Here is a 19,779-nt window from a genome sequence, read left to right as displayed (position 1 = left end):
GAGACTGCACGCATGGACAAAGTCGTCATCATCACCGGGGGCAGTCGTGGGATTGGCGCCGAGACGGCACTGCTGGCCGCCCGTCAGGGTTATCGCATTTGCATCAACTACCAGTCCGACGAAGAGGCGGCCCATCGCGTACTTGAGCAGGTGCGCGCCCTGGGCGCCCAGGCCATTGCGGTGCGCGCAGATGTGAGCATCGAAGATGAAGTGATCGGCCTGTTCAACCGCGTCGACGCTGAACTGGGCCGCGTCACGGCACTGGTCAACAATGCGGGCACCGTGGGGCAAAAGTCGCGGGTGGACGAGATGTCCGAGTTCCGCATCCTCAAGATCCTGAAGACCAACGTGCTGGGGCCGATCCTGTGCGCCAAGCACGCGGTGCTGCGCATGTCGCCCAAGCATGGCGGGCAGGGTGGCAGCATTGTGAATGTGTCTTCGGTGGCGGCACGGCTGGGGTCGCCGGGTGAGTACGTCGATTATGCGGCGTCCAAAGGCGCCCTCGATACCTTCACTTTGGGCTTGTCGAAGGAAGTGGCGGGTGAGGGCATTCGGGTCAACGCGGTGCGCCCTGGCTACATCTTTACCGATTTTCATGCCCTGAGCGGCGACCCGGACCGGGTCAGCAAACTGGAGTCAGGCATTCCCATGGCCCGGGGCGGGCGCCCGGATGAGGTAGCGGAGGCGATTATCTGGTTGTTGTCGGATAAGGCGTCGTATGCCACTGGGACGTTTGTGGATTTGGGCGGTGGTCGCTAGTTATCTAGCGCCTGGAAGTATGCCTTCGCGAGCAAGCCCACTGCGGGCAACCCAATCACTCAAAACGAGCGCACAATCCGCCCCAATGTCTCCATCGCTTTCTCTGAAGCCTCGGTCCACGGGCTGCCATAGTTCAGGCGAATACAATTTCTGAAGCGCTGGGTTGCCGAGAAAATCGGCCCCGGTGCGATGCTGATGCCTTGGGCCAGCGCCATCTGGAACAACTTCAACGAGTCGGTCTGCTCCGGCAACTCCAGCCACAGGAAATACCCGCCGGCCGGCTGGCTAACCCGCGTCTGCGTCGGGAAGTAACGGGCAATCGCCGCCAGCATCGCGCTTTGCTGTTCTTCCAGGGCGTAGCGCAATTTGCGCAGGTGCCGGTCGTAGCCGCCGTGTTGCAGGTAGTCGGCAATGGCCGCTTGCGCCGGCATTGAAGGGCAGAGCGAGGTCATCAGCTTCAAGCGCTCGACCTTCTGCGCAAAGCGCCCGGCCGCCACCCAACCGACGCGGTAGCCGGGGGCCAGGCTCTTGGCAAACGAGCCGCAATGCATCACCAGGCCTTCGGTGTCGAAAGCCTTGGCCGGTTTGGGTGCGTGCTGGCCGTAGTACAACTCGGCATACACATCGTCTTCGATCAATGGCACCTGGTGGCGGCGCAGCAACTCCACCAGGGCCTGTTTCTTGGCTTCCGGCACGGTGGCACCCATGGGGTTCTGGAAACTGGTCATGCTCCAGCAGGCCTTGATCGGGTAGCGCTCCAGGGTTTGTGCCAGGGCGCCCAGGTCGATGCCGTCGCGCGGGTGTACGGGGATTTCCACGGCCTTGAGCTTCAGGCGCTCCAGCACTTGCAGGCAGGCGTAGAACGCCGGGGCCTCGATGGCCACCAAGTCGCCCGGCTCGGTGACGGCTTGCAGGCACAGGTTCAGGGCTTCGAGGGCACCGTTGGTGATCAGCAGTTCTTCCATGGGCAGCATCAGGCCGCCAACCATGTAGCGCAGGGCGATCTGCCGGCGCAGCTGCGGGTTGCCCGGCGACATGTCGGTGACCACCAGGCGCGGGTCCATCGCGCGGCCGGCGCTGGCCAGCGAGCGCGCCAGGCGCGGCAGCGGGAACAGCATGGGGCTGGGGAAAGCCGAGCCGAAGGGCACGGTGGTGGGGTCCTTGATGGAGTCGAGTACCGAAAATACCAGCTCGCTCACGTCGACTTCGGTGGACTCGTGCACCTGCTCGCTCACCACCGGCTCGGAAAACGGGCTGGGTGCGTGGGTGTTGACGAAGTAACCGGAGCGCGGCCGCGCGCGGATCAGGCCGCGACGTTCCAGCAGGTAGTAGGCCTGGAACACGGTGGACGGGCTCACGCCGTAGGTCTGGCTGGCATAGCGCACCGAGGGCACGCGCTGGCCAGGGCCGAGCACGCCGGAGCGAATCAGTTCTGCGATGTCTTCGGCGAATTTTTCGTAGCGTTTCATTGGGGCCTTAAACAATTCTTGGGTATGAGCACGGACAAAAGCCAGGAGAGGCTTTCAGCGATTCAGCGGTGCCACAAAACGGCTGTCCGCGGCGCTGTAAACCCACGGCTCATCCACATCTGTCACCTTGAAACGCAAGGTCTGCGAACTGCTCACCGGTTTATCCGCCAGCAGCGCCACCGACACGGGCACATCGCTGATTTCCCCCGGTGCCAGGCTGATCTGGGTCTTGCCTTGCAGTTGGTAGCCCTCGGCATCCACCAGTTCCAGGCGGTAGTCCTGGTGTTGCTGGGTCTTGTTGATGACCTTGAGGCTGTAGATGTTCTCGATCAAGCCCTGGGCGTTTTCGCGGAACATGCCGCGGTCCTTGGTCACGTCCAGCGATACCATCGGCCGTTGTACCAATGCCACCACCAAGGCGGCAATCATCACCAGCAGCACCGCACTGTAGCCGATCAGGCGCGGGCGTAGCAGGTGGGTCTTGCCACCTTGCAGTTGGTGTTCACTGGTGTAGCTCACCAGACCACGGGCATAGCCCATTTTGTCCATGATCGAATCACAGGCGTCGATGCACGCCGCACAGCCGATGCACTCCATTTGCAGGCCGTCGCGGATGTCGATGCCGGTGGGGCACACCTGCACGCACAGTTGGCAGTCGATGCAGTCGCCCAGGCCTGCGTCGGCAGGTTTGACCTCGCGCTTGCGCGCGCCACGCTGTTCGCCGCGCGCCGCGTCGTAGGAAATGGTCAGGGTGTCCTTGTCGAACATCACGCTCTGGAACCGCGCATAGGGGCACATGTGCATGCACACCGCTTCTCGCAGCCAGCCGGCGTTGATGTAGGTAGCAGCGGTAAAAAACAGCACCCAGAACAGGCTCACGCCGCCCATTTGCCAGGTCAGAAGCTCTGCGGCTAGCGGGCGGATGGGGGTGAAGTAGCCGACAAAGGTCAGCCCGGTCAGCACGCTGATGCCCAGCCACAGGGTGTGCTTGGCCGCACGTCGCGCGAGTTTGTTCAGGCCCCACGGCGCCGCCTGCAGTTTGATGCGTTGGTTGCGTTCACCCTCAGTGACTTTTTCGCACCACATGAACAGCCAGGTAAACGAGCTTTGCGGGCAGGTGTAACCGCACCATACGCGTCCGGCGAACACGGTGATGGCAAACAGGCCGAAGGCGCAGATGATCAACAGCGCCGACAACAGGATGAAGTCCTGGGGCCAGAAGGTCGCGCCAAAAACATGGAATTTGCTTTCGGCCAGGTCCCATAGCACCGCTTGGCGCCCACCCCAGTTCAGCCACACGGTGCCGAAAAAGGCCAGGAACAGAAAGCCTGCGCCTGCTACGCGCAAGCTGCGGAACAGGCCGGTGAAACTGCGGGTATGGATCAGGTTGTCGCTGGATTTGGCCTTCACCTTCTTTGGGTGGGTGGGCTCAAAAATTTCCACGGTTGTGATTCGTTCGCTCATGGTCGTTCGCTCATCAGCCTCCATCAGGCCGCTGAACTATGCGCGTGGCTCTGTTTGCATAACAGACTCAGGTAGGGCGATAAAAAGCAGATCAGACAGCGCTTGCACAGGCTGCTGCGACATTGTGCTGCACCCCACAGGGTAGGGGGTGCAGCACTGTCTAGACGTTGTTGATGCAGGTCAATTAAATCAGCGAACCAGGCTCTTCGGCCTTCACATGGTTGCGCCCATCGGTGGCGCCCTCGACGGTGAGGGCGTCGGCCTCGGCTTCGGTGATGTAGATGCGCTGGCCGGCCAGTTCCACGAATGACATGGATTTATCATTGTCGGTCATGACGTTGACCCGCGTGGCTGGCAGGCTTTGTTCCTGGCCATCTTCATTGAGCTTGAAGTAACACAGGTGGTTTTCGATACGTACGCTCATGCCGATCTCCTGCTTATGGGCTATGAACCTTAGGGCGCGACACTTGGCGGGGGTTCCAGGCAACTGACTGGCGGTCGGCGCTGTCCATCCTTTATCAACCCTCGAAAGGACGGCTTTCATGAACGCCTGGTGGCACGAAGTGTGGCAAACCCTGCAAGCCGAATTTGCCGATATCGGCGATGCCCGGCAGCTGACCCAGATCACCGTGCGCCTGGTGATCGCTGCCGTGCTGGGCGGGATCCTCGGCTTTGAACGCGAGAGCAAGGGCAAGGCTGCGGGCGTGCGCACCCATATGCTGGTGGCCCTGGGCGCGGCGTTGTTCGTGATGGTGCCGCAGATGTCCGGCAACCAGGCCGATGCCATGAGCCGGGTCGTGCAGGGGGTGATTGCCGGCATCGGCTTTTTGGGTGCCGGTACCATCATCAAGGGCAAGGATGACGAGGAGGGCCACGTCAAAGGCCTCACCACCGCCGCCGGGTTGTGGATGACCGCTGCGATTGGGGTCTCGGCCGGGCTGGGCCGTGAATCGACAGCGGTGCTGAGTACCTTGCTCGCGTTGGCGGTGTTCAGTTTGATGCCTCGAATCGTCAAGGTTTTTGACAAATCCAACTGACGGGCATCAGCTAATGAGGTCGGTTTGCTTGAACTTGCCAAAGATCTTCGCCACAAAGGCGGGCTCGTCCTTCTCGCCCGAGATCAGCAGGACACTGGCATCGTTGGTCGGTGAATACCTGAGCAACATTTCGCCACTGGCGCCGGAGAGCTGGTTGACCCATTGCAGTTTTTTTGCCAGTTGCTTAGCGATACCGGCAACGTCGAGTTTGTCGGTGCCATGCTTGAAGTCCCTGATTTCACTGGGCGACTCCAGGGTGGATTCGCCGGTAGTCAGGTAGCGGTAGAGGTTGGGTTGCCCGCCTTGATCCGTATCGCTGCGACGTCTTTCCCACTCGTCAGGAAGCGCGTACTGCAATGGCTCGTTCACTTTTCTTACCGCTGTGGCAATGTCGCACAAGCTAGCGGCGCGGGCGCCGACGTCACTCAGATAGTCTTCGATATTCGCCAGGGTCTTGGGCTTTTCATTCGCGAAACTGCGGATAAGGTCAAAGCGGCTGCTGGGCGCTGTGGTAAGCAGGCGGTACTTCAGGTCAAACAGTGACGCGTCAACGTAGCGCTGATACGCATCGATCTGCTCGGTTTCAAGGGCCGTCCGAGCCGCGTCAATGGAGTCTTTGTTCAAGTGGGTTTCGAGGGTGGTAAGCGTCGTTTTGCACGCTTGTGCGTTGGGTCCACGTAACACAGCATCAATAGTGCCAGCCGTCAGCGCGCGCTGGGCGTTTTCGAAAATCCGCGTGGCCGTCAGGGAGCCTGGGTGGCGGATCATGCGCTCAACGGATGCCTGGTTAATGTGGGGGGCCAGTTCGTTGATGGCCTGCTCTTGCGCTGTTGTGTCAGCCAGCACACCGTTGGGCTTTTCGGGCCGCTTAGGTTCCCTGGCATTGTTGGGCCCTGAATTGAGCAAGGCATTCAGCGCGTTGGCGCGTTGGCCCGAAGGTGACAGCGCGGCGTCAGGGCGCGGGTTGATGGGGTTGGCGTGCAATGCCGCAGGTAAATCCGAGCGAGAGGGGATGGCAGACAGGGTCATGGTGTTTCCTCGTAGGCACATGCGCTGGGGCCCTCTTCAAATAGCCTGAAGTCGGGGCCAGTTCAGCGTCAGTGTCAGCGGCGGCCCTGCCACTGGAGTAGGGCCACTCTCTTTTACTTGAGTAGGAAACTTCAATTGGCCGGGGGTTAGACAATCACCGGCGCAATTTTCACCGGTGGCTCCTGTACTGGGGCCGGCTGTTCCTCGGGCGGTTCCTGCTCAGGTACCGGTTGGGGTTCTGCGGGCGGCAATGTCGGATTGTCGATGTTGGGGTCCGGGGTTTCAGCCGGGATCGGGATATTCATCGGTGTGGCCTCCTTTGTGCTTTGCTCTATCGGTGGACAGCCGCCGAGGCGAATTGATTCCCCGCCCAATGGCGGTACATCCACCTGAACTTTTAACCGACCCCCGGGCTCGGACCTATTACGGCCCTGCTCAGGGAGAGCGGCGCCGTATCAGAATTCGGATCAAGCAAAGAGCGTCCACAGGGCGTAAGGGGAAGATGCTCGATGACTGCTGAAACACTGACCCACGATCAATCCTTGTTACCACTGTCCCAGGCCTTGCTGTTGCCCAGGATCGCCATCGAAAGCACCACACCTGTGATTGACGGCGGCGAGTTTGCCGTCAAGGCCGTGGTTGGCCAGCGCGTCAACGTCACCAGCAAAGTGTTTGCCGATGGCCACGACAAGCTCGCGGTGTTGATCCGCTGGCGCCCCTTGGCGGACGAAAGCTGGCACAGCGTGGTCATGACCGACGTGGGTAACAATGGCTGGGAGGGCGGGTTTACCGTCGAGACCCAAGGCCCCCACGAATATTGCATCGAAGCCTGGATCGATACCTTCGCCAGCTTCTGTTATGAATTGCGCAAGAAGCACGAGGCGGGCGTGCCTGTGAGCCTGGAGTTGCAGGAAGGTCGCAGCCTGGTGTTGCAGGCCGCCGAGCGCAGTGACAACGAGCTGCGCGACCGCCTGATGTTGTTGCACCATGAACTCTCCGGCCTGCTGGAAACCGAGCAAGTCGCGTTGTTCCTGCACGAAGACAGTGCACACCTGATGACCCAGGCCGATCACCGTGCCTACCTGAGCATCAGCACCGTGTACCCGATCGATGTGGAGCGCGAGGCCGCACTGTTTGCCAGTTGGTACGAGCTGTTCCCGCGTTCGATCACCGATGATCCTGCACGCCACGGCACCTTCAATGACGTGCACTCGCGCTTGGCGATGATCCACGACATGGGGTTTGACGTGCTGTACTTCCCGCCGATCCACCCCATCGGCCGTAGCCACCGCAAAGGGCCCAACAATTCCCTGACCGCCGGCCCCGATGATCCGGGCAGCCCGTATGCCATTGGCAGTGAAGACGGCGGCCACGAGGCGATCCATCCGCAACTGGGCAGCCGCGATGACTTCCGGCGCCTGGTCAAGGCCGCCGCCGATCACGGCCTGGAGATCGCCCTGGACTTCGCCATCCAGTGCTCCCAGGACCATCCGTGGCTCAAGCAGCATCCCGGTTGGTTCAACTGGCGGCCGGACGGCACGATCAAATACGCAGAAAACCCGCCGAAAAAGTACCAGGACATCGTCAACGTCGATTTTTACGCGGCGGACGCCATCCCCAGCCTGTGGGTCGAACTGCGGGACATCGTGGTGGGCTGGGTGGAAGAGGGCGTTAAGACCTTTCGTGTCGACAACCCTCACACCAAACCGTTGCCGTTCTGGCAATGGCTGATCAGCGATGTGCGGTCCAAGTACCCCGAGGTGATTTTTCTCGCCGAGGCGTTTACTACCCCGGCGATGATGGCCCGGCTGGGCAAGGTCGGGTATTCCCAGAGCTACACCTATTTCACCTGGCGCAATACCAAGGCCGAGCTGAGTGAGTACTTCACCCAGTTGAACCAATCGCCGTTGCGCGAATGTTTCCGGCCGAATTTCTTCGTCAACACTCCGGATATCAACCCCGGCTTCCTGCATGAGTCCGGCCGCCCTGGCTTTTTGATCCGGGCCGCATTGGCCACCATGGGCTCGGGCTTGTGGGGGATGTACTCGGGGTATGAACTGTGCGAAGCCGCGCCGGTGCCGGGCAAAGAGGAATACCTGGACTCGGAGAAATACCAGATCCGCGTACGAGATTTCACCGCGCCGGGCAACATCATCGCCGAAATCGCCCAGCTCAACCGCATCCGCCGGCAAAACCCGGCATTGCAGACTCACCTGGGTTTGAAGCTCTACAACGCCTGGAACGACAACATCCTGTATTTCGGCAAGCGCACGGAGGATGGCAGCAATTTCATCCTGGTAGCGGTGAATCTTGACCCCTATAACGCCCAGGAGGCGAGTTTCGAGTTGCCGTTGTGGGAAATGGGGTTGCCTGATGACGCCCAGACCCAGGGCGAAGACTTGATGAATGGCCATCGCTGGACCTGGTATGGCAAAACCCAGTGGATGCGGTTGGAGCCTCATACCCCATTCGGTATCTGGCGCATCAGCACTTCTTAAGCCCTTGTGAAGACCAGATGTGGGAGGGGGCTTGCTCTCTCCCACATGGGCAGCATTCCTTCAGACCTATTCCAGGAGTTTCCAATGGCGAAGAAACCCACCCCAGCCACTTTCATCAAGGACCCGCTCTGGTACAAGGACGCGGTGATCTACCAGGTTCACGTCAAATCCTATTTCGACTCCAACAACGACGGCATCGGCGATTTCCCCGGCCTGATCGCCAAGCTCGACTACATCGCCGACCTGGGTGTAAACACCATCTGGCTGCTGCCGTTCTACCCCTCGCCACGCCGTGATGACGGCTACGACATTGCCGAATACCGTGGCGTACACAGTGACTACGGGACAATGGCCGACGCCAAGCGCTTTATCGCCGAAGCCCACAAGCGCGGCCTGCGGGTGATCACCGAACTGGTGATCAACCACACGTCCGACCAGCACCCCTGGTTCCAGCGTGCGCGCAAGGCCAAGCCCGGTTCGGCGGCGCGGGACTTCTACGTGTGGTCCGACGACGACCAGAAATACGACGGTACCCGCATCATTTTCCTCGACACCGAGAAATCCAATTGGACCTGGGACCCGGTCGCCGGCCAGTACTTCTGGCACCGGTTCTACTCCCACCAGCCGGACTTGAACTTCGACAACCCGCAGGTCATGAAGGCCGTACTCTCAGTGATGCGTTACTGGCTGGACATGGGGATCGATGGGCTGCGCCTGGATGCCATCCCGTACCTGATCGAGCGCGACGGCACCAACAACGAAAACCTGCCGCAAACCCACGATGTGCTCAAGCAGATCCGCGCCGAGATCGACGCCCATTACCCCGACCGTATGCTGCTGGCCGAAGCCAACCAATGGCCGGAAGACACCCAACTGTATTTTGGCGACAAGAAGGGCGACGACGGCGATGAATGCCATATGGCCTTTCACTTCCCCCTGATGCCGCGCATGTACATGGCGCTGGCCCAGGAAGATCGCTTCCCCATCACCGATATCCTGCGCCAGACCCCAGAGATTCCCGCCAATTGCCAGTGGGCGATCTTTTTGCGCAACCACGATGAGCTGACCCTGGAAATGGTCACCGACAAGGAGCGTGACTACCTGTGGAACTACTACGCCGCCGACCGTCGCGCGCGTATCAACCTGGGGATTCGCCGTCGCCTGGCGCCCTTGATGGAGCGCGACCGCCGCCGCGTGGAATTGCTCAATAGCTTGCTGCTGTCGATGCCGGGCACGCCTACCTTGTATTACGGCGATGAGATCGGCATGGGCGACAACATCTACCTGGGCGACCGCGATGGCGTGCGCACACCGATGCAGTGGTCCATCGACCGCAACGGTGGCTTCTCCCGCGCCGACCCGGCCAGCCTGGTGTTGCCGCCGATCATGGACCCGCAATACGGCTACCAGTCGGTCAACGTCGAGACGCAAACCCAAGACCCGCACTCGTTGCTGAACTGGACCCGGCGCATGCTGGCGGTGCGCAAGCAGTCCAAGGCGTTTGGGCGGGGCAGCTTGAAAATGCTGTCGCCGAGCAACCGTCGGATCCTGGCCTATACCCGCGAATTCACCGGCGAGGACGGGCGAACCGAGATCATTTTGTGCGTGGCCAACGTATCGCGCAGCGCTCAGGCGGCGGAGCTGGACTTGTCGGCGTTTGCCGGTATGGTCCCGGTGGAAATGCTCGGCGGTAATGCCTTCCCGCCCATTGGCCAGCTGAATTTCCTGCTGACCCTGGCACCCTATGGCTTTTATTGGTTTGTGCTGGCCGCCGAAAACCAGATGCCCAGTTGGCATGTGGAACCGGCGCAGAGCATGCCGGACTTCACCACACTGGTCCTTAAAAAACGCATGGAAGAACTGCTGGAAGAACCGTGCCGTACCTCCCTTGAGCAAACGTCGCTGCCCGCCTGGCTGCCCAAACGGCGCTGGTTTGCCGGCAAAGACACCGCTATCGACAGTGTGCGCATTGCCTACGGCGTTCGCTTTGGCGACCCGCAGCACCCGGTGCTGCTCAGTGAGATCGACGTGACCAGCGGCGGGCAGGTCAGCCGTTATCAGCTGCCGTTCGGTTTCCTGGGGGAAGACCAGTTCACCAGCGCCTTGCCCCAGCAATTGGCCTTGGCCCGAGTGCGCCGTGCGCGGCAGGTGGGGTTGGTGACGGATGCGTTCAGCCTTGAGTCCTTCATTCGCGCAGTGATCCAGGGCCTGCAAGCCGGTACGGTATTGAGTGCCAGCGAAGGTGACCTGCGTTTCGAAGCCACGCCGCACCTGGCCAGGCTGCAACTGACGGATGAGTCGCAGGTACGCTACCTCTCGGCCGAACAGTCCAACAGCTCGGTGGTGGTGGGCGAAAGCCTGGTGCTCAAGCTGATCCGCAAAGTCGCCGGCGGAGTTCACCCAGAACTGGAAATGAGCGCGTACCTCACCGCCGCCGGCTACCCGAATATCTCGCCACTGCTGGGCTCGGTGATTCGCCGCGATGGGGCCGGGCAGGACAACCTGCTGATGATCGCCCAGGGCTATCTCAGCAACCAGGGCGATGCCTGGGCCTGGACGCAAAACAGCCTGGAGCGGGCGATTCGCGATGAGTTGGCCGAGGCCATGTCCGAGCAGGAACAGCACTACAACGCCTTGGGCGAGTTGAAAGATTTCGCCGGCCTGCTCGGCCAGCGCCTGGGCGAGATGCACCAGGTGTTGGGGGCGAAGACGACCGACAAAGACTTCAAGCCCGAAGCCACCAGCGTCAAAGACACCCAAGCCTGGGCCAAGGACGTCGGTGCGCAGATCGAGCGCGCCTTGCACTTGCTCAAGTTGCATCAAAATCAGTTGAACCCTGCGGATCAGACACTGGTCAGTGATTTGCTGGCGCAGAAAAAAGCCATCTCCAGCCATGTGCAGGCCTTGGCCAAAGCCACGGCCGGCGGATTGCGTATCCGGGTCCATGGTGACTTGCACCTGGGCCAGGTACTGGTGGTGAAGGGCGATGCCTACCTGATCGACTTTGAAGGCGAGCCCGCGCGCCCGCTGCACGAGCGACGGGGCAAGCACAGCCCGTATAAAGATGTGAGCGGCGTGCTGCGTTCCTTTGACTACGCGGCGGCCATGGCCCGGACTGGGCAAGGGGTGGATCACTCGCCCGAGGCCGACCAGGCACGCCAACGCGTGACCGAGCGATATCTGAAAGACGCACGCCAGGCATTTATCCAGGCTTATCAGGCAGCTACGTCTACACTGGCGCATGACTGGCAGGATGCCAAAGGCCAGGACGCAGCGCTGACGTTGTTCAGCCTGGAAAAGGCTGCGTACGAAGTGGCCTACGAAGCGGAAAACCGCCCGACCTGGCTACCCGTGCCCCTACAAGGGCTGCACGGCTTGCTCAGCGGGATTGCACCTATAAACAAAACTGCACGCGGTGGGGAGACGTCATGAGCTTTACACAGAAAGAACCGCTGCAACCGAAGTTGACGGCACTGCCGGCGTCCAAGGACGTCGAAGCGCTGGTACGCGCTGAACATCACGACCCCTTCTCGATTCTGGGGCCCCATGAGGATGAGCACGACGGCCAGTTCATTCGTGCGTTCCTGCCCGAGGCGTTGAGCGTCCAGGTGCTGGCACGCGACAGCGGCGAACCGATCGGCAACCTTGAGGCGAGCCAGGTGCCGGGGTTATTTGTCGGGCACTTCAACCATCGTCAGCCGTACTTGCTCAAGATTCAGTGGGCCGGTGGTGAGCAGGTCACTGAAGACCCCTACAGCTTCAGCCAATTGTTGCTGGGGGAAATGGACCTGTACCTGTTTGCCGAAGGTAACCACCGCGACCTCAGCAGTTGCCTGGGTGCCCAGGTGACCAGCGTTGACGGCGTGCCGGGTGTGCGCTTTGCCGTGTGGGCACCCAATGCCCGACGTGTGTCGGTGGTGGGCGACTTCAATATCTGGGACGGCCGCCGTCATCCGATGCGTCTGCGCCATCCGTCTGGCGTATGGGAGATCTTCATCCCACGCCTGCAACCGGGTGCGGCCTACAAGTACGAGATTCTTGGCGCGAATGGCATCCTGCCGCTTAAAGCCGACCCGGTGGCGCTCGCTACCCAGTTGCCACCGGACACGGCGTCCAAAGTCGCCGAGCCGCTGCAGGTGGACTGGCAGGACCATGAGTGGATGCAGTCTCGGCTCGAGAAGCAGAAGACCAGCGCGCCGCTATCGATTTATGAACTGCATGTGGGCTCCTGGCAGTGCGAGCTGGACGAGGCGGGCGAGGTGGCGCGCCAGTACAACTGGCGCGAGCTGGCTGAGCGTTTGATTCCCTACGTGCAGCAACTGGGTTTCACCCATATCGAGTTGATGCCGATCATGGAGCATCCATTCGGCGGCTCGTGGGGTTATCAGGCGTTGTCGCAATTTGCACCGACCGCGCGGTTCGGCTCGCCGCAAGACTTTGCCTACTTCGTCGACGCCCTGCATCGGGCCGACATCGGTGTGATTCTGGACTGGGTACCGGCGCATTTTCCCACCGATACCCATGGCCTGGCCCAGTTCGATGGCACCGCTTTGTACGAATACGCCAACCCGCTGGAAGGCTTCCATCAGGATTGGGACACGCTGATCTACAACCTGGGCCGTACCGAAGTACATGGCTTTATGCTGGCATCGGCCTTGCACTGGCTCAAACACTTCCATGTGGACGGCCTGCGTGTCGATGCAGTGGCGTCCATGTTGTACCGTGACTATTCACGCAAAGCCGGCGAATGGGTGCCCAACCGCCATGGCGGTCGCGAGAACCTGGAGGCCATTGATTTTCTGCGCCACCTCAACGACGTGGTGGCCCAGGAAGCGCCGGGCGCGCTGGTGATCGCCGAGGAATCCACCGCCTGGCCAGGCGTGAGCCAGCCTACCCAGCAGGGTGGCCTGGGTTTCAACTACAAGTGGAACATGGGCTGGATGCATGACTCGCTGCATTACATCCAGCAGGACCCGGTGTACCGCGCCCATCATCACAATGAACTGAGTTTTGGCCTGGTGTATGCCTGGTCCGAGCGTTTTATCCTGCCGATTTCCCATGATGAAGTGGTGCACGGCAAACATTCGCTGATCGACAAGATGCCCGGCGACCGCTGGCAGAAATTTGCCAACCTGCGGGCCTACCTCGCGTTCATGTGGATGCATCCGGGCAAGAAATTGCTGTTTATGGGCTGCGAATTCGGCCAATGGCGCGAGTGGAACCACGACCAGCAGTTGGACTGGTACCTGCTGCAATACGCCGAACACAAAGGTGTGCAGAAGCTGGTGGGCGACTTGAACCGCCTGTACCGCCAAGAGCCCGCCTTGCACGAGCAAGACGACGCTCCCCAGGGCTTCCAATGGTTGATCGGCGACGATGCGATCAACAGCGTCTACGCCTGGTTGCGCTGGAGCAAGGACGGCAAGCCGGTGCTGGTGGTGGCCAACTTCACCCCGGTGCCCCGTGCGGCCTATGCGGTGGGCGTGCCGTTTGCCGGGCGGTGGAGCGAAGTGCTCAACAGCGATGCGGATACCTATGCCGGGTCCAACTACGGCAACGGTGGAGAGGTATTCACCCAGGACGAACCGCGCCATGGGCAGCCGGTCTCGCTGTCCTTGAATCTGCCGCCTCTGGGCGTGTTGATTCTGCGGCCTGAAACGCTTTAAAGGCCCTACCGTGCTGGATTCTGTTGTCCACGCTACTGGCAGGGTGCCACAATGGCCCCTTTGTCGTGGCAGCAGAATCAGGCGGATTTCATGAATGGCCTTGGGCGTGGGCAGGACCAGGATTGTTTTATTGAGGAACAGGTGCGAACCGACCGTTTGCACCAGTTGTTTCGCCAGTCATTTGCCGCGATTTTCGGCAGCTACCTGGGCGCCGTCATGCTGTGCTGGCTGTGCTGGGAGCGGTTCGACCACGAGGTCATCCTGATCTGGCTGGGCACGCTGGCGGCTTCCACCTTGCTGCGACTCAAGATGTTCATGGAGTGGTTTCGCTGCCCCCATGCCGAGCGCACGCCTGAACGCTGGGAGCGTCGCTACTGGGTCACGCTGATGGTGTCGGCCGGGATCTGGGGGTTTGGGGCACTTGCGGTCATGCCTACCGATGACCGTCTGTCCCAGGCGCTGGTGATGCTGTTTACCGTGGGCATGTCGGTCAGCGCGGTGTCCTGCTATTCGGCCTATCGCTACATGACATTGGGCTCCATGAGCCTGGTGCTGCTGCCTTGCACGCTGTGGCTGCTGTTCCAGCCGTCGTCCATGCAAGTGGGCGTGGCCATTGCGGTGCTGGTGTTCTCGACCTTCGTGGTCAGTGCCTCGCGCAAACTGTCGGACGCCCTGGAAAAGACCTTTCGCCTGACCCGGCAAATGGAGCGCGCCCACAATATTTCCACACGCGCCGCCCAGACCGATGAACTCACCGGCCTGATGAACCGCCGTGCGTTTTTCGAGCATGCCCAGGTGCTTTACGCCCAATGTCGCCACGACCAGCAACCGCTGTGTGCGTTGATGATGGACATGGATCACTTCAAGGACATCAACGACACCTATGGCCATCAGGCCGGCGACCAGGTCTTGCGCCAGATTGGCGGGGTGATCAGCGCGTCGTTCCGTCAGGCTGATGTGTACGGCCGTCTGGGGGGCGAGGAATTTGCGGTGTTACTGCCCAACACCTCGTTGGAAACCGCACGCGATATCGCCGAGCAATTGGTCAAGGCGATCTCCGGCATGGCCGCCGAGCCGGTGCATGGCCTTACAGCGAGCTTGGGCGTGGCCTACACCCACGCCCAGGACCAGGACTTGCACGGGTTGATGAATACCGCCGACAAGGCGCTGTACCGCGCCAAGGCCCAGGGACGCAACCAGGTCGCCGTAGCGGAATAACGCAGTCCGACGGGAGCAAGCGCCCACGCCACCGCTTGTTTACCCTGGGAAAATCGGGCTCAGTCCCTGCGCATGGCCTTGGTCAGGGCCCGCGCTACCTGCTCGGCAGAATAGGGCTTGGCCAGGAATTCAAACCCTTCGTAGCCACTGTCGGCCAGTTCTTCGCTGTAGCCAGAGGTGAGCACCACCGGCAAGTCCGGGCGCCGCTCACGCAGGAGCCTGGCCATCGCGACACCGGTAATCCCCGGCATGACCACATCCGAGAAAATCCCATCGAACGCCAGCGCCTGCGGGCCGGCCAGTGCCAGGGCCTGTTCAGCGTCAGTGGCCCAGGTGGTCTGGTAGCCCAGGTCCTGCAGGATCTGATTGGCAAAACGGCCTACTTCAAGGTTGTCCTCCACGATGAGGATGTGGCGCAGGTCCGGGTTACGCAGGGGGCTGCGAGCCTCCTCGGACGGGCTGTGCTGCTCGGCCTGGGGCGCGACTTTGGGCAGGTACAGGGTAAACACCGTGCCTTGGCCCAAGGTGCTGGCCACATCGACGTTGCCGCCGGACTGCTTGGCAAACCCGAATACCTGGGACAGCCCGAGCCCCGTACCCTTGCCGACGGCCTTGGTGGTGAAGAACGGCTCGAAGATACGCTCGAAAGCATCCCCGGCAATGCCACTGCCCGTGTCGGCCAGGGAGACGGCCACAAACGGCTGGCGAGAGCCGGCATCCCCACGGATTTGCGGCAGGCCGGGCACATCGGCGACCCGCAGGGTCAGGGTGCCTTGGCCGTCCATCGCGTCGCGGGCATTGAGGGCGATGTTGATCAGTGCGGTTTCGAACTGGCTGGAGTCGACGTGCACATGGCTGGGCTGCTCAGGCAGTACGACCTGCACCTGGATCCGCGCACCGGTGACGGTTTCCAGCATTTCGCCGATGTTGCGCACCCGCTGGCCCACATCGAAAACCTGCGGGTTGAGGGGCTGGCGCCGCGCGAAGGCGAGCAATTGGCTGGTGAGCTTGCTGGCCCGCTCGACGGTGTCGGAGACCGCACCCATATAACGCTGGCGACGCTCCTCGGAGAGGCCGGGCTGGCGTAGAAAATCCACTGAAGAGCGAATGATGGTCAGCAGGTTATTGAAGTCGTGGGCCACGCCGCCGGTCAATTGGCCGATGGCTTCGAGTTTCTGGGATTGATGCAGCGCGGCTTCGGCTTGCGTGAGGGCCGTGGTGCGCTCGACGACGCGTTGTTCCAGGGTGGCGTTCAACTCGGTAAATGCGGCGAGGCCTTCGCGTACCGCCGCGTCGGCGCGCACCCGCTCGATGTGTGCCCAGGAACGCTCGGTGACCTCTCCCAGCAGCGCCAGGTCGTAGGGCGACCAGACACGGGCAAGCTTGTGGTGCACGGCCATCAAGGCGGTGAGACGGCCGTTTTTGATGAGCGGGAAGCACACCGTGGCCAACGCGCCTAGGGCTTGATAGCTGGCGGCTTCTTCCGGAGGGAATTCCACGCGGTTGTCCTGCACCACCAACGGCTCACCCGCCCGCAACTGCTGCACCGCCCGCACCCCGAACGACGCCAGGCTGTAGCGCCCCACGATGCTCGGCGAACCCTGCGCCGCCCAGTTACCGCGAATGGTAAAGCCGTCTTCATCGGCGTCCATATCGGCATAGGCGCAGTTCGACACTTGCAGGTGTTCGGCCAGCAGGCGCGTGGTGGTGGTCATGATGGCTTCGGCGTCGGTGGCATTGGCCACCGCACTGCCGACGGCGTCGAGCACCTCCAGGCGGCGGGAGAGGAACACAGTGGCAGTGGTTTCAGTGACGGTGTCGAGCATGCCCACCACCTGACCTTGAGGGTCGCGGATGGGGCTGTAGCAGAAGGTGAAATACGCCTGTTCCAGGCCCGCACCGCGCTCGATCAAGAGGGGGAAGTTTTCGATATAGGTGGCGTGCCCTTCGAACGCCGCATCGGCGATAGGGCCCACCTCAGCCCAGGCTTCCTGCCACACCTCACTGAACGGACGCCCCAGCGCATCGGGCTTGTCGCCCAGGATCGGAATGAAGGCGTCGTTGTAGAGCGTGATCAACTGTGGCCCCCAAACGATGGACTGGGGGAAGCTTGAAGCAAAGCACAGCGCCACGGTGGTTTTGAGTACGTCCGGCCATTGTTCCAACGGCCCCAGGGGCGTGCTGGCCCAATCATGCTGGCGTACCCGCTCAGCCATATCGCTGCTGCTTTGCAGCCAATTCATCATTGGGAGAACACCTTGTTTGCCACCGTCTCGTTAGCCACCGGGTGGGCGGGCTACCAAGCTACAGACCGGAATGGCCGCTGGCAGTTCAGCGGAATTATCCATGGGATGGCAATTTGATGCTCTATCCAAATGAATAGATCAAAAAAACCGACTACTGCGCGCCGAAAACCCCCGTCCAATAAATTCCTGCATCGCTTTTGGGGTCCATGGCATAGGCCGCGCCCAACTCGCGAAATTGCGGGTTCATCAGGTTGGCGCAATGGCCAGGGCTGGCGAGCCAGCCGTCGACAACCTTGCGTGGGGTATCCAGGCCTGCGGCAATGTTTTCGCCAATGTTTTTCGCGATGTACCCGGCCAGTTCGGCACGATCACCGGGGGTGCGGCCATCATGGTCGAGGTGGTCGAAGAAGTTGCCGTTGGCCATGTTGCGCGTGTGGCTGTTGGCGGCGCCAGCCAGGTCTTCGTTCCAGGACAGCGGTGTGGTTGCCGTAAATGCCTGGGTGCCGCACTGGCGCGATTGTTCGCGGGCGGCGTTGATCAGGGTGAGCAGTTGCTTGCCTTCGGTCTGCCAGTCACCCAGCCCGCTGGAGAGCAGGGGGCGGGCGAGCACGATGCGCCAGTCCTGGCCGCTGTTGCTCACGCCGATATCCACGAATTGCGGGTCCAGCACCACGCGGCAGAAGCTCTCGCGCACGGCCTTCATGGCGGCTTGCGCATCCTTGGGCCCCGACAGGCTGATGGCCTGCACATTGACCATCGGGTACGCAGCACGGGCCAGGGACTGTTGCAGGTCGCCGACGTTGGTGGCGGGCAGCACCAGCCGTGTATCGCTGGCCAACGGTGGCAGTTCCTGGGAACCCTGGTTACCGCAGCGCTGTACCTGGCTGCGGTATTCGTTGATCTGTTGTACCAACTGACTTTCTTCATTCGCCATCGCGCTGGCGCAGAACACCGTAGTGGCGGCCAGCGTCGTCAGGCTCATCATCAATGACAGCACGCGCATGGACGTTACCCTTGAGCTTGAAAGTGCCCATGATGCGCGATCTAACCCAGTCTTGCGCAACGCCTTTTTTGTTTTTTTACCTCAACGGGGCTTCTGTTGGCGGTTTAGGGCGCCGATTGGGCGATAGGCCATCGCGCTGGCAATGAGGATTAACGCCACCGCCACGGCAAAGGTTGTGTGCAGGCCAGTGGCCACAGATTGCGGCGAGGCGTGGCTGACATCTGGCGTGGCCCAGGCGAATACCGCGCCCAGGGCCGACGCGCCGCCAATCAGGCCCAGATTTCGCGATAGGTTCAACAACCCCGAGACGGTGCCTCGGTGTGTGGGCTCCACGTTGCTCATCACTGAGGTGTTGTTGGCGGCCTGGAACAGGCTGTAGCCGCTGGTCAGCACCGCCAGAGCGGCCAGGTAAGTCAACAGGCCTGTGGCGAATGTCAGCAGCAGTGCGCCACACAGCAACAACCCCAGCCCGCCCATGATTATGCGCTGGCTGCCGAGGCGGTCGGTGAGGCGGCCTGCCGGAATGCCGGTAACGGCCGCCACGCAGGGCCCGACCGCCATGGCCAGGCCCATCCAGGCCGCATCGAGCCCCAGGCCACGGGACAGATAGAACGGCCCCACCACAAAGGTCGCCATGATCACAGCGGCAATCATCGCACTCATCCCAAGGCCCACGCGCAAGGACGCATCCTTCAAGGCGGCGCGCAGGCCCAGGCCGGTGGCCGTCACCGTGCGCGCTTGATCTACCGGCAAGCATCGGTAGGCAAAGATTGCCGCCAGCAACCCCAGCGGCACACCCACCAGGAAGAGTGCGCGCCAGCCCCATACGGCCAGCAACACGCCACCCACACTGGGCCCCATGGCGGTGCCAATGGCGGACGTGGTGCCGAGCAAACCCATGACGCGGCCGGTGTGCGCCTTGCTGACCGTGTCGCCGACCATGGCCAGCGCCATGGCCATCATCGCTGCCGCGCCCAGGCCTTGCAGGATGCGCGCGCCGACCAGCCATTCAAGCGTGGGTGCGGCGCCACACAAGCCACAGGCCACGGCGAACAGCAGCACCCCCGCGAGCATTATTCGACGGCGTCCCCAGCGGTCACCCAAACGACCGGCATTTACAATCACCGCAGTGATGGCCAGAAGATACGCCAACACCACCCATTGCACGGCAGCGAAAGAGGCCGCGAAGGCCTGTGCCAGGCTGGGCAGGCCGACGTTGGCAATGCTGGTACCGAGGGACGCGAGCAACATGCACAGGCACAAGCTGGCGAGGGCACCGCGTGAAGAGGTGGGCATGGGCAATTCCTTGGGTGAAGGCGACTGTCACAAATCTACGGCGTCACCTAACATGGCGGAAGACGCACGCTATGCAGTTAATACCTGCACACAA

Annotated in this window: 14 protein-coding genes; 6 read left to right on the top strand and 8 right to left on the bottom strand. The window is 61.6% G+C overall.

The features are described 5' to 3' along the window. Positions 1-12 precede the first annotated feature (12 nt). Positions 13-759, top strand: a complete 747-nt coding sequence (locus DYL59_RS05090) for an SDR family oxidoreductase (protein ID WP_135288195.1) — start codon at positions 13-15, stop codon at positions 757-759. 59 nt (positions 760-818) lie between these two features. On the opposite strand, the gene mapR is transcribed toward DYL59_RS05090, so the two are convergent. The 3 genes from mapR to DYL59_RS05075 all read right to left on the bottom strand — a co-directional run bounded on the left by mapR (position 819) and on the right by DYL59_RS05075 (position 4,116). Then, entirely contained in the window at positions 819-2,228 is a 1,410-nt protein-coding gene (gene mapR, locus DYL59_RS05085; RefSeq protein WP_135288194.1) for a GntR family transcriptional regulator MpaR, read from the bottom strand. 54 nt (positions 2,229-2,282) lie between these two features. After that, entirely contained in the window at positions 2,283-3,692 is a 1,410-nt protein-coding gene (gene ccoG / locus DYL59_RS05080) for a cytochrome c oxidase accessory protein CcoG (RefSeq protein WP_135288193.1), read from the bottom strand. Between the two features lie 184 nt (positions 3,693-3,876). Then, a complete protein-coding gene (locus DYL59_RS05075) occupies positions 3,877-4,116 on the bottom strand; it encodes a DUF3203 family protein (RefSeq protein ID WP_135288192.1) in 240 nt (79 codons plus the stop codon). A gap of 118 nt (positions 4,117-4,234) precedes the next feature. On the opposite strand from DYL59_RS05075, the gene DYL59_RS05070 reads away from it, so the two are divergent. Then, positions 4,235-4,729, top strand: a complete 495-nt coding sequence (locus DYL59_RS05070; protein WP_135288191.1) for an MgtC/SapB family protein — start codon at positions 4,235-4,237, stop codon at positions 4,727-4,729. Positions 4,730-4,735: 6 nt separating this feature from the next. On the opposite strand, the gene DYL59_RS05065 is transcribed toward DYL59_RS05070, so the two are convergent. Beyond that, a complete protein-coding gene (locus DYL59_RS05065; protein WP_167496654.1) occupies positions 4,736-5,758 on the bottom strand; it encodes a M10 family metallopeptidase C-terminal domain-containing protein in 1,023 nt (340 codons plus the stop codon). A gap of 146 nt (positions 5,759-5,904) precedes the next feature. Continuing rightward, positions 5,905-6,063, bottom strand: coding sequence for a hypothetical protein (locus DYL59_RS31330; RefSeq protein ID WP_167496653.1), 159 nt, complete (start codon positions 6,061-6,063; stop codon positions 5,905-5,907). A 204-nt stretch (positions 6,064-6,267) separates the two neighbouring features. Between DYL59_RS31330 and DYL59_RS05060 the strand changes: the two genes are divergently transcribed. From DYL59_RS05060 to DYL59_RS05045, 4 genes are all read left to right on the top strand, one after another. Continuing rightward, a complete protein-coding gene (locus DYL59_RS05060) occupies positions 6,268-8,256 on the top strand; it encodes an alpha-1,4-glucan--maltose-1-phosphate maltosyltransferase (protein ID WP_135288189.1) in 1,989 nt (662 codons plus the stop codon). 84 nt (positions 8,257-8,340) lie between these two features. Beyond that, entirely contained in the window at positions 8,341-11,688 is a 3,348-nt protein-coding gene (gene treS, locus DYL59_RS05055; protein ID WP_135288188.1) for a maltose alpha-D-glucosyltransferase, read from the top strand. Further along, the gene (gene glgB / locus DYL59_RS05050) at positions 11,685-13,922 is read left to right on the top strand and encodes a 1,4-alpha-glucan branching protein GlgB (RefSeq protein ID WP_135288187.1); all 2,238 of its coding nucleotides are present in this window, start codon (positions 11,685-11,687) and stop codon (positions 13,920-13,922) included. The genes treS and glgB overlap by 4 nt, the downstream gene beginning before the upstream one ends. Before the next feature lie 51 nt (positions 13,923-13,973). Beyond that, on the top strand, positions 13,974-15,140 hold the full coding sequence (locus tag DYL59_RS05045) for a GGDEF domain-containing protein (RefSeq protein WP_135288186.1): 1,167 nt from the start codon (positions 13,974-13,976) through the stop codon (positions 15,138-15,140). 59 nt (positions 15,141-15,199) lie between these two features. Here the strand turns inward: DYL59_RS05045 and DYL59_RS05040 are convergent, their stop codons facing one another. The 3 genes from DYL59_RS05040 to DYL59_RS05030 form a co-directional block, all read right to left on the bottom strand. Further along, positions 15,200-17,386: a GAF domain-containing protein gene (locus DYL59_RS05040; protein WP_135288185.1), complete on the bottom strand. Its 2,187-nt coding sequence runs from the start codon at positions 17,384-17,386 to the stop codon at positions 15,200-15,202. Between the two features lie 151 nt (positions 17,387-17,537). Further along, a complete protein-coding gene (locus DYL59_RS05035; protein ID WP_135288184.1) occupies positions 17,538-18,389 on the bottom strand; it encodes a CAP domain-containing protein in 852 nt (283 codons plus the stop codon). A gap of 81 nt (positions 18,390-18,470) precedes the next feature. Then, positions 18,471-19,685: an MFS transporter gene (locus DYL59_RS05030; RefSeq protein ID WP_135288183.1), complete on the bottom strand. Its 1,215-nt coding sequence runs from the start codon at positions 19,683-19,685 to the stop codon at positions 18,471-18,473. Positions 19,686-19,779: the final 94 nt, after the last annotated feature.

This window comes from Pseudomonas kairouanensis (genome assembly GCF_004682055.1).
Taxonomy (GTDB): Bacteria; Pseudomonadota; Gammaproteobacteria; order Pseudomonadales; family Pseudomonadaceae; genus Aquipseudomonas; species Aquipseudomonas kairouanensis.
This window is presented reverse-complemented; position numbering and strand designations above follow the sequence as displayed.

Coding starts and splice junctions, on each gene's coding strand:
- DYL59_RS05090 (WP_135288195.1), top strand. CDS start 13: ATGGACAAAGTCGTCATCATCACCGGGGGCAGTCGTGGGATTGGCGCC.
- mapR (WP_135288194.1), bottom strand. CDS start 2,228: ATGAAACGCTACGAAAAATTCGCCGAAGACATCGCAGAACTGATTCGC.
- ccoG (WP_135288193.1), bottom strand. CDS start 3,692: ATGAGCGAACGAATCACAACCGTGGAAATTTTTGAGCCCACCCACCCA.
- DYL59_RS05075 (WP_135288192.1), bottom strand. CDS start 4,116: ATGAGCGTACGTATCGAAAACCACCTGTGTTACTTCAAGCTCAATGAA.
- DYL59_RS05070 (WP_135288191.1), top strand. CDS start 4,235: ATGAACGCCTGGTGGCACGAAGTGTGGCAAACCCTGCAAGCCGAATTT.
- DYL59_RS05065 (WP_167496654.1), bottom strand. CDS start 5,758: ATGACCCTGTCTGCCATCCCCTCTCGCTCGGATTTACCTGCGGCATTG.
- DYL59_RS31330 (WP_167496653.1), bottom strand. CDS start 6,063: ATGAATATCCCGATCCCGGCTGAAACCCCGGACCCCAACATCGACAAT.
- DYL59_RS05060 (WP_135288189.1), top strand. CDS start 6,268: ATGACTGCTGAAACACTGACCCACGATCAATCCTTGTTACCACTGTCC.
- treS (WP_135288188.1), top strand. CDS start 8,341: ATGGCGAAGAAACCCACCCCAGCCACTTTCATCAAGGACCCGCTCTGG.
- glgB (WP_135288187.1), top strand. CDS start 11,685: ATGAGCTTTACACAGAAAGAACCGCTGCAACCGAAGTTGACGGCACTG.
- DYL59_RS05045 (WP_135288186.1), top strand. CDS start 13,974: ATGGCCCCTTTGTCGTGGCAGCAGAATCAGGCGGATTTCATGAATGGC.
- DYL59_RS05040 (WP_135288185.1), bottom strand. CDS start 17,386: ATGATGAATTGGCTGCAAAGCAGCAGCGATATGGCTGAGCGGGTACGC.
- DYL59_RS05035 (WP_135288184.1), bottom strand. CDS start 18,389: ATGCGCGTGCTGTCATTGATGATGAGCCTGACGACGCTGGCCGCCACT.
- DYL59_RS05030 (WP_135288183.1), bottom strand. CDS start 19,685: ATGCCCACCTCTTCACGCGGTGCCCTCGCCAGCTTGTGCCTGTGCATG.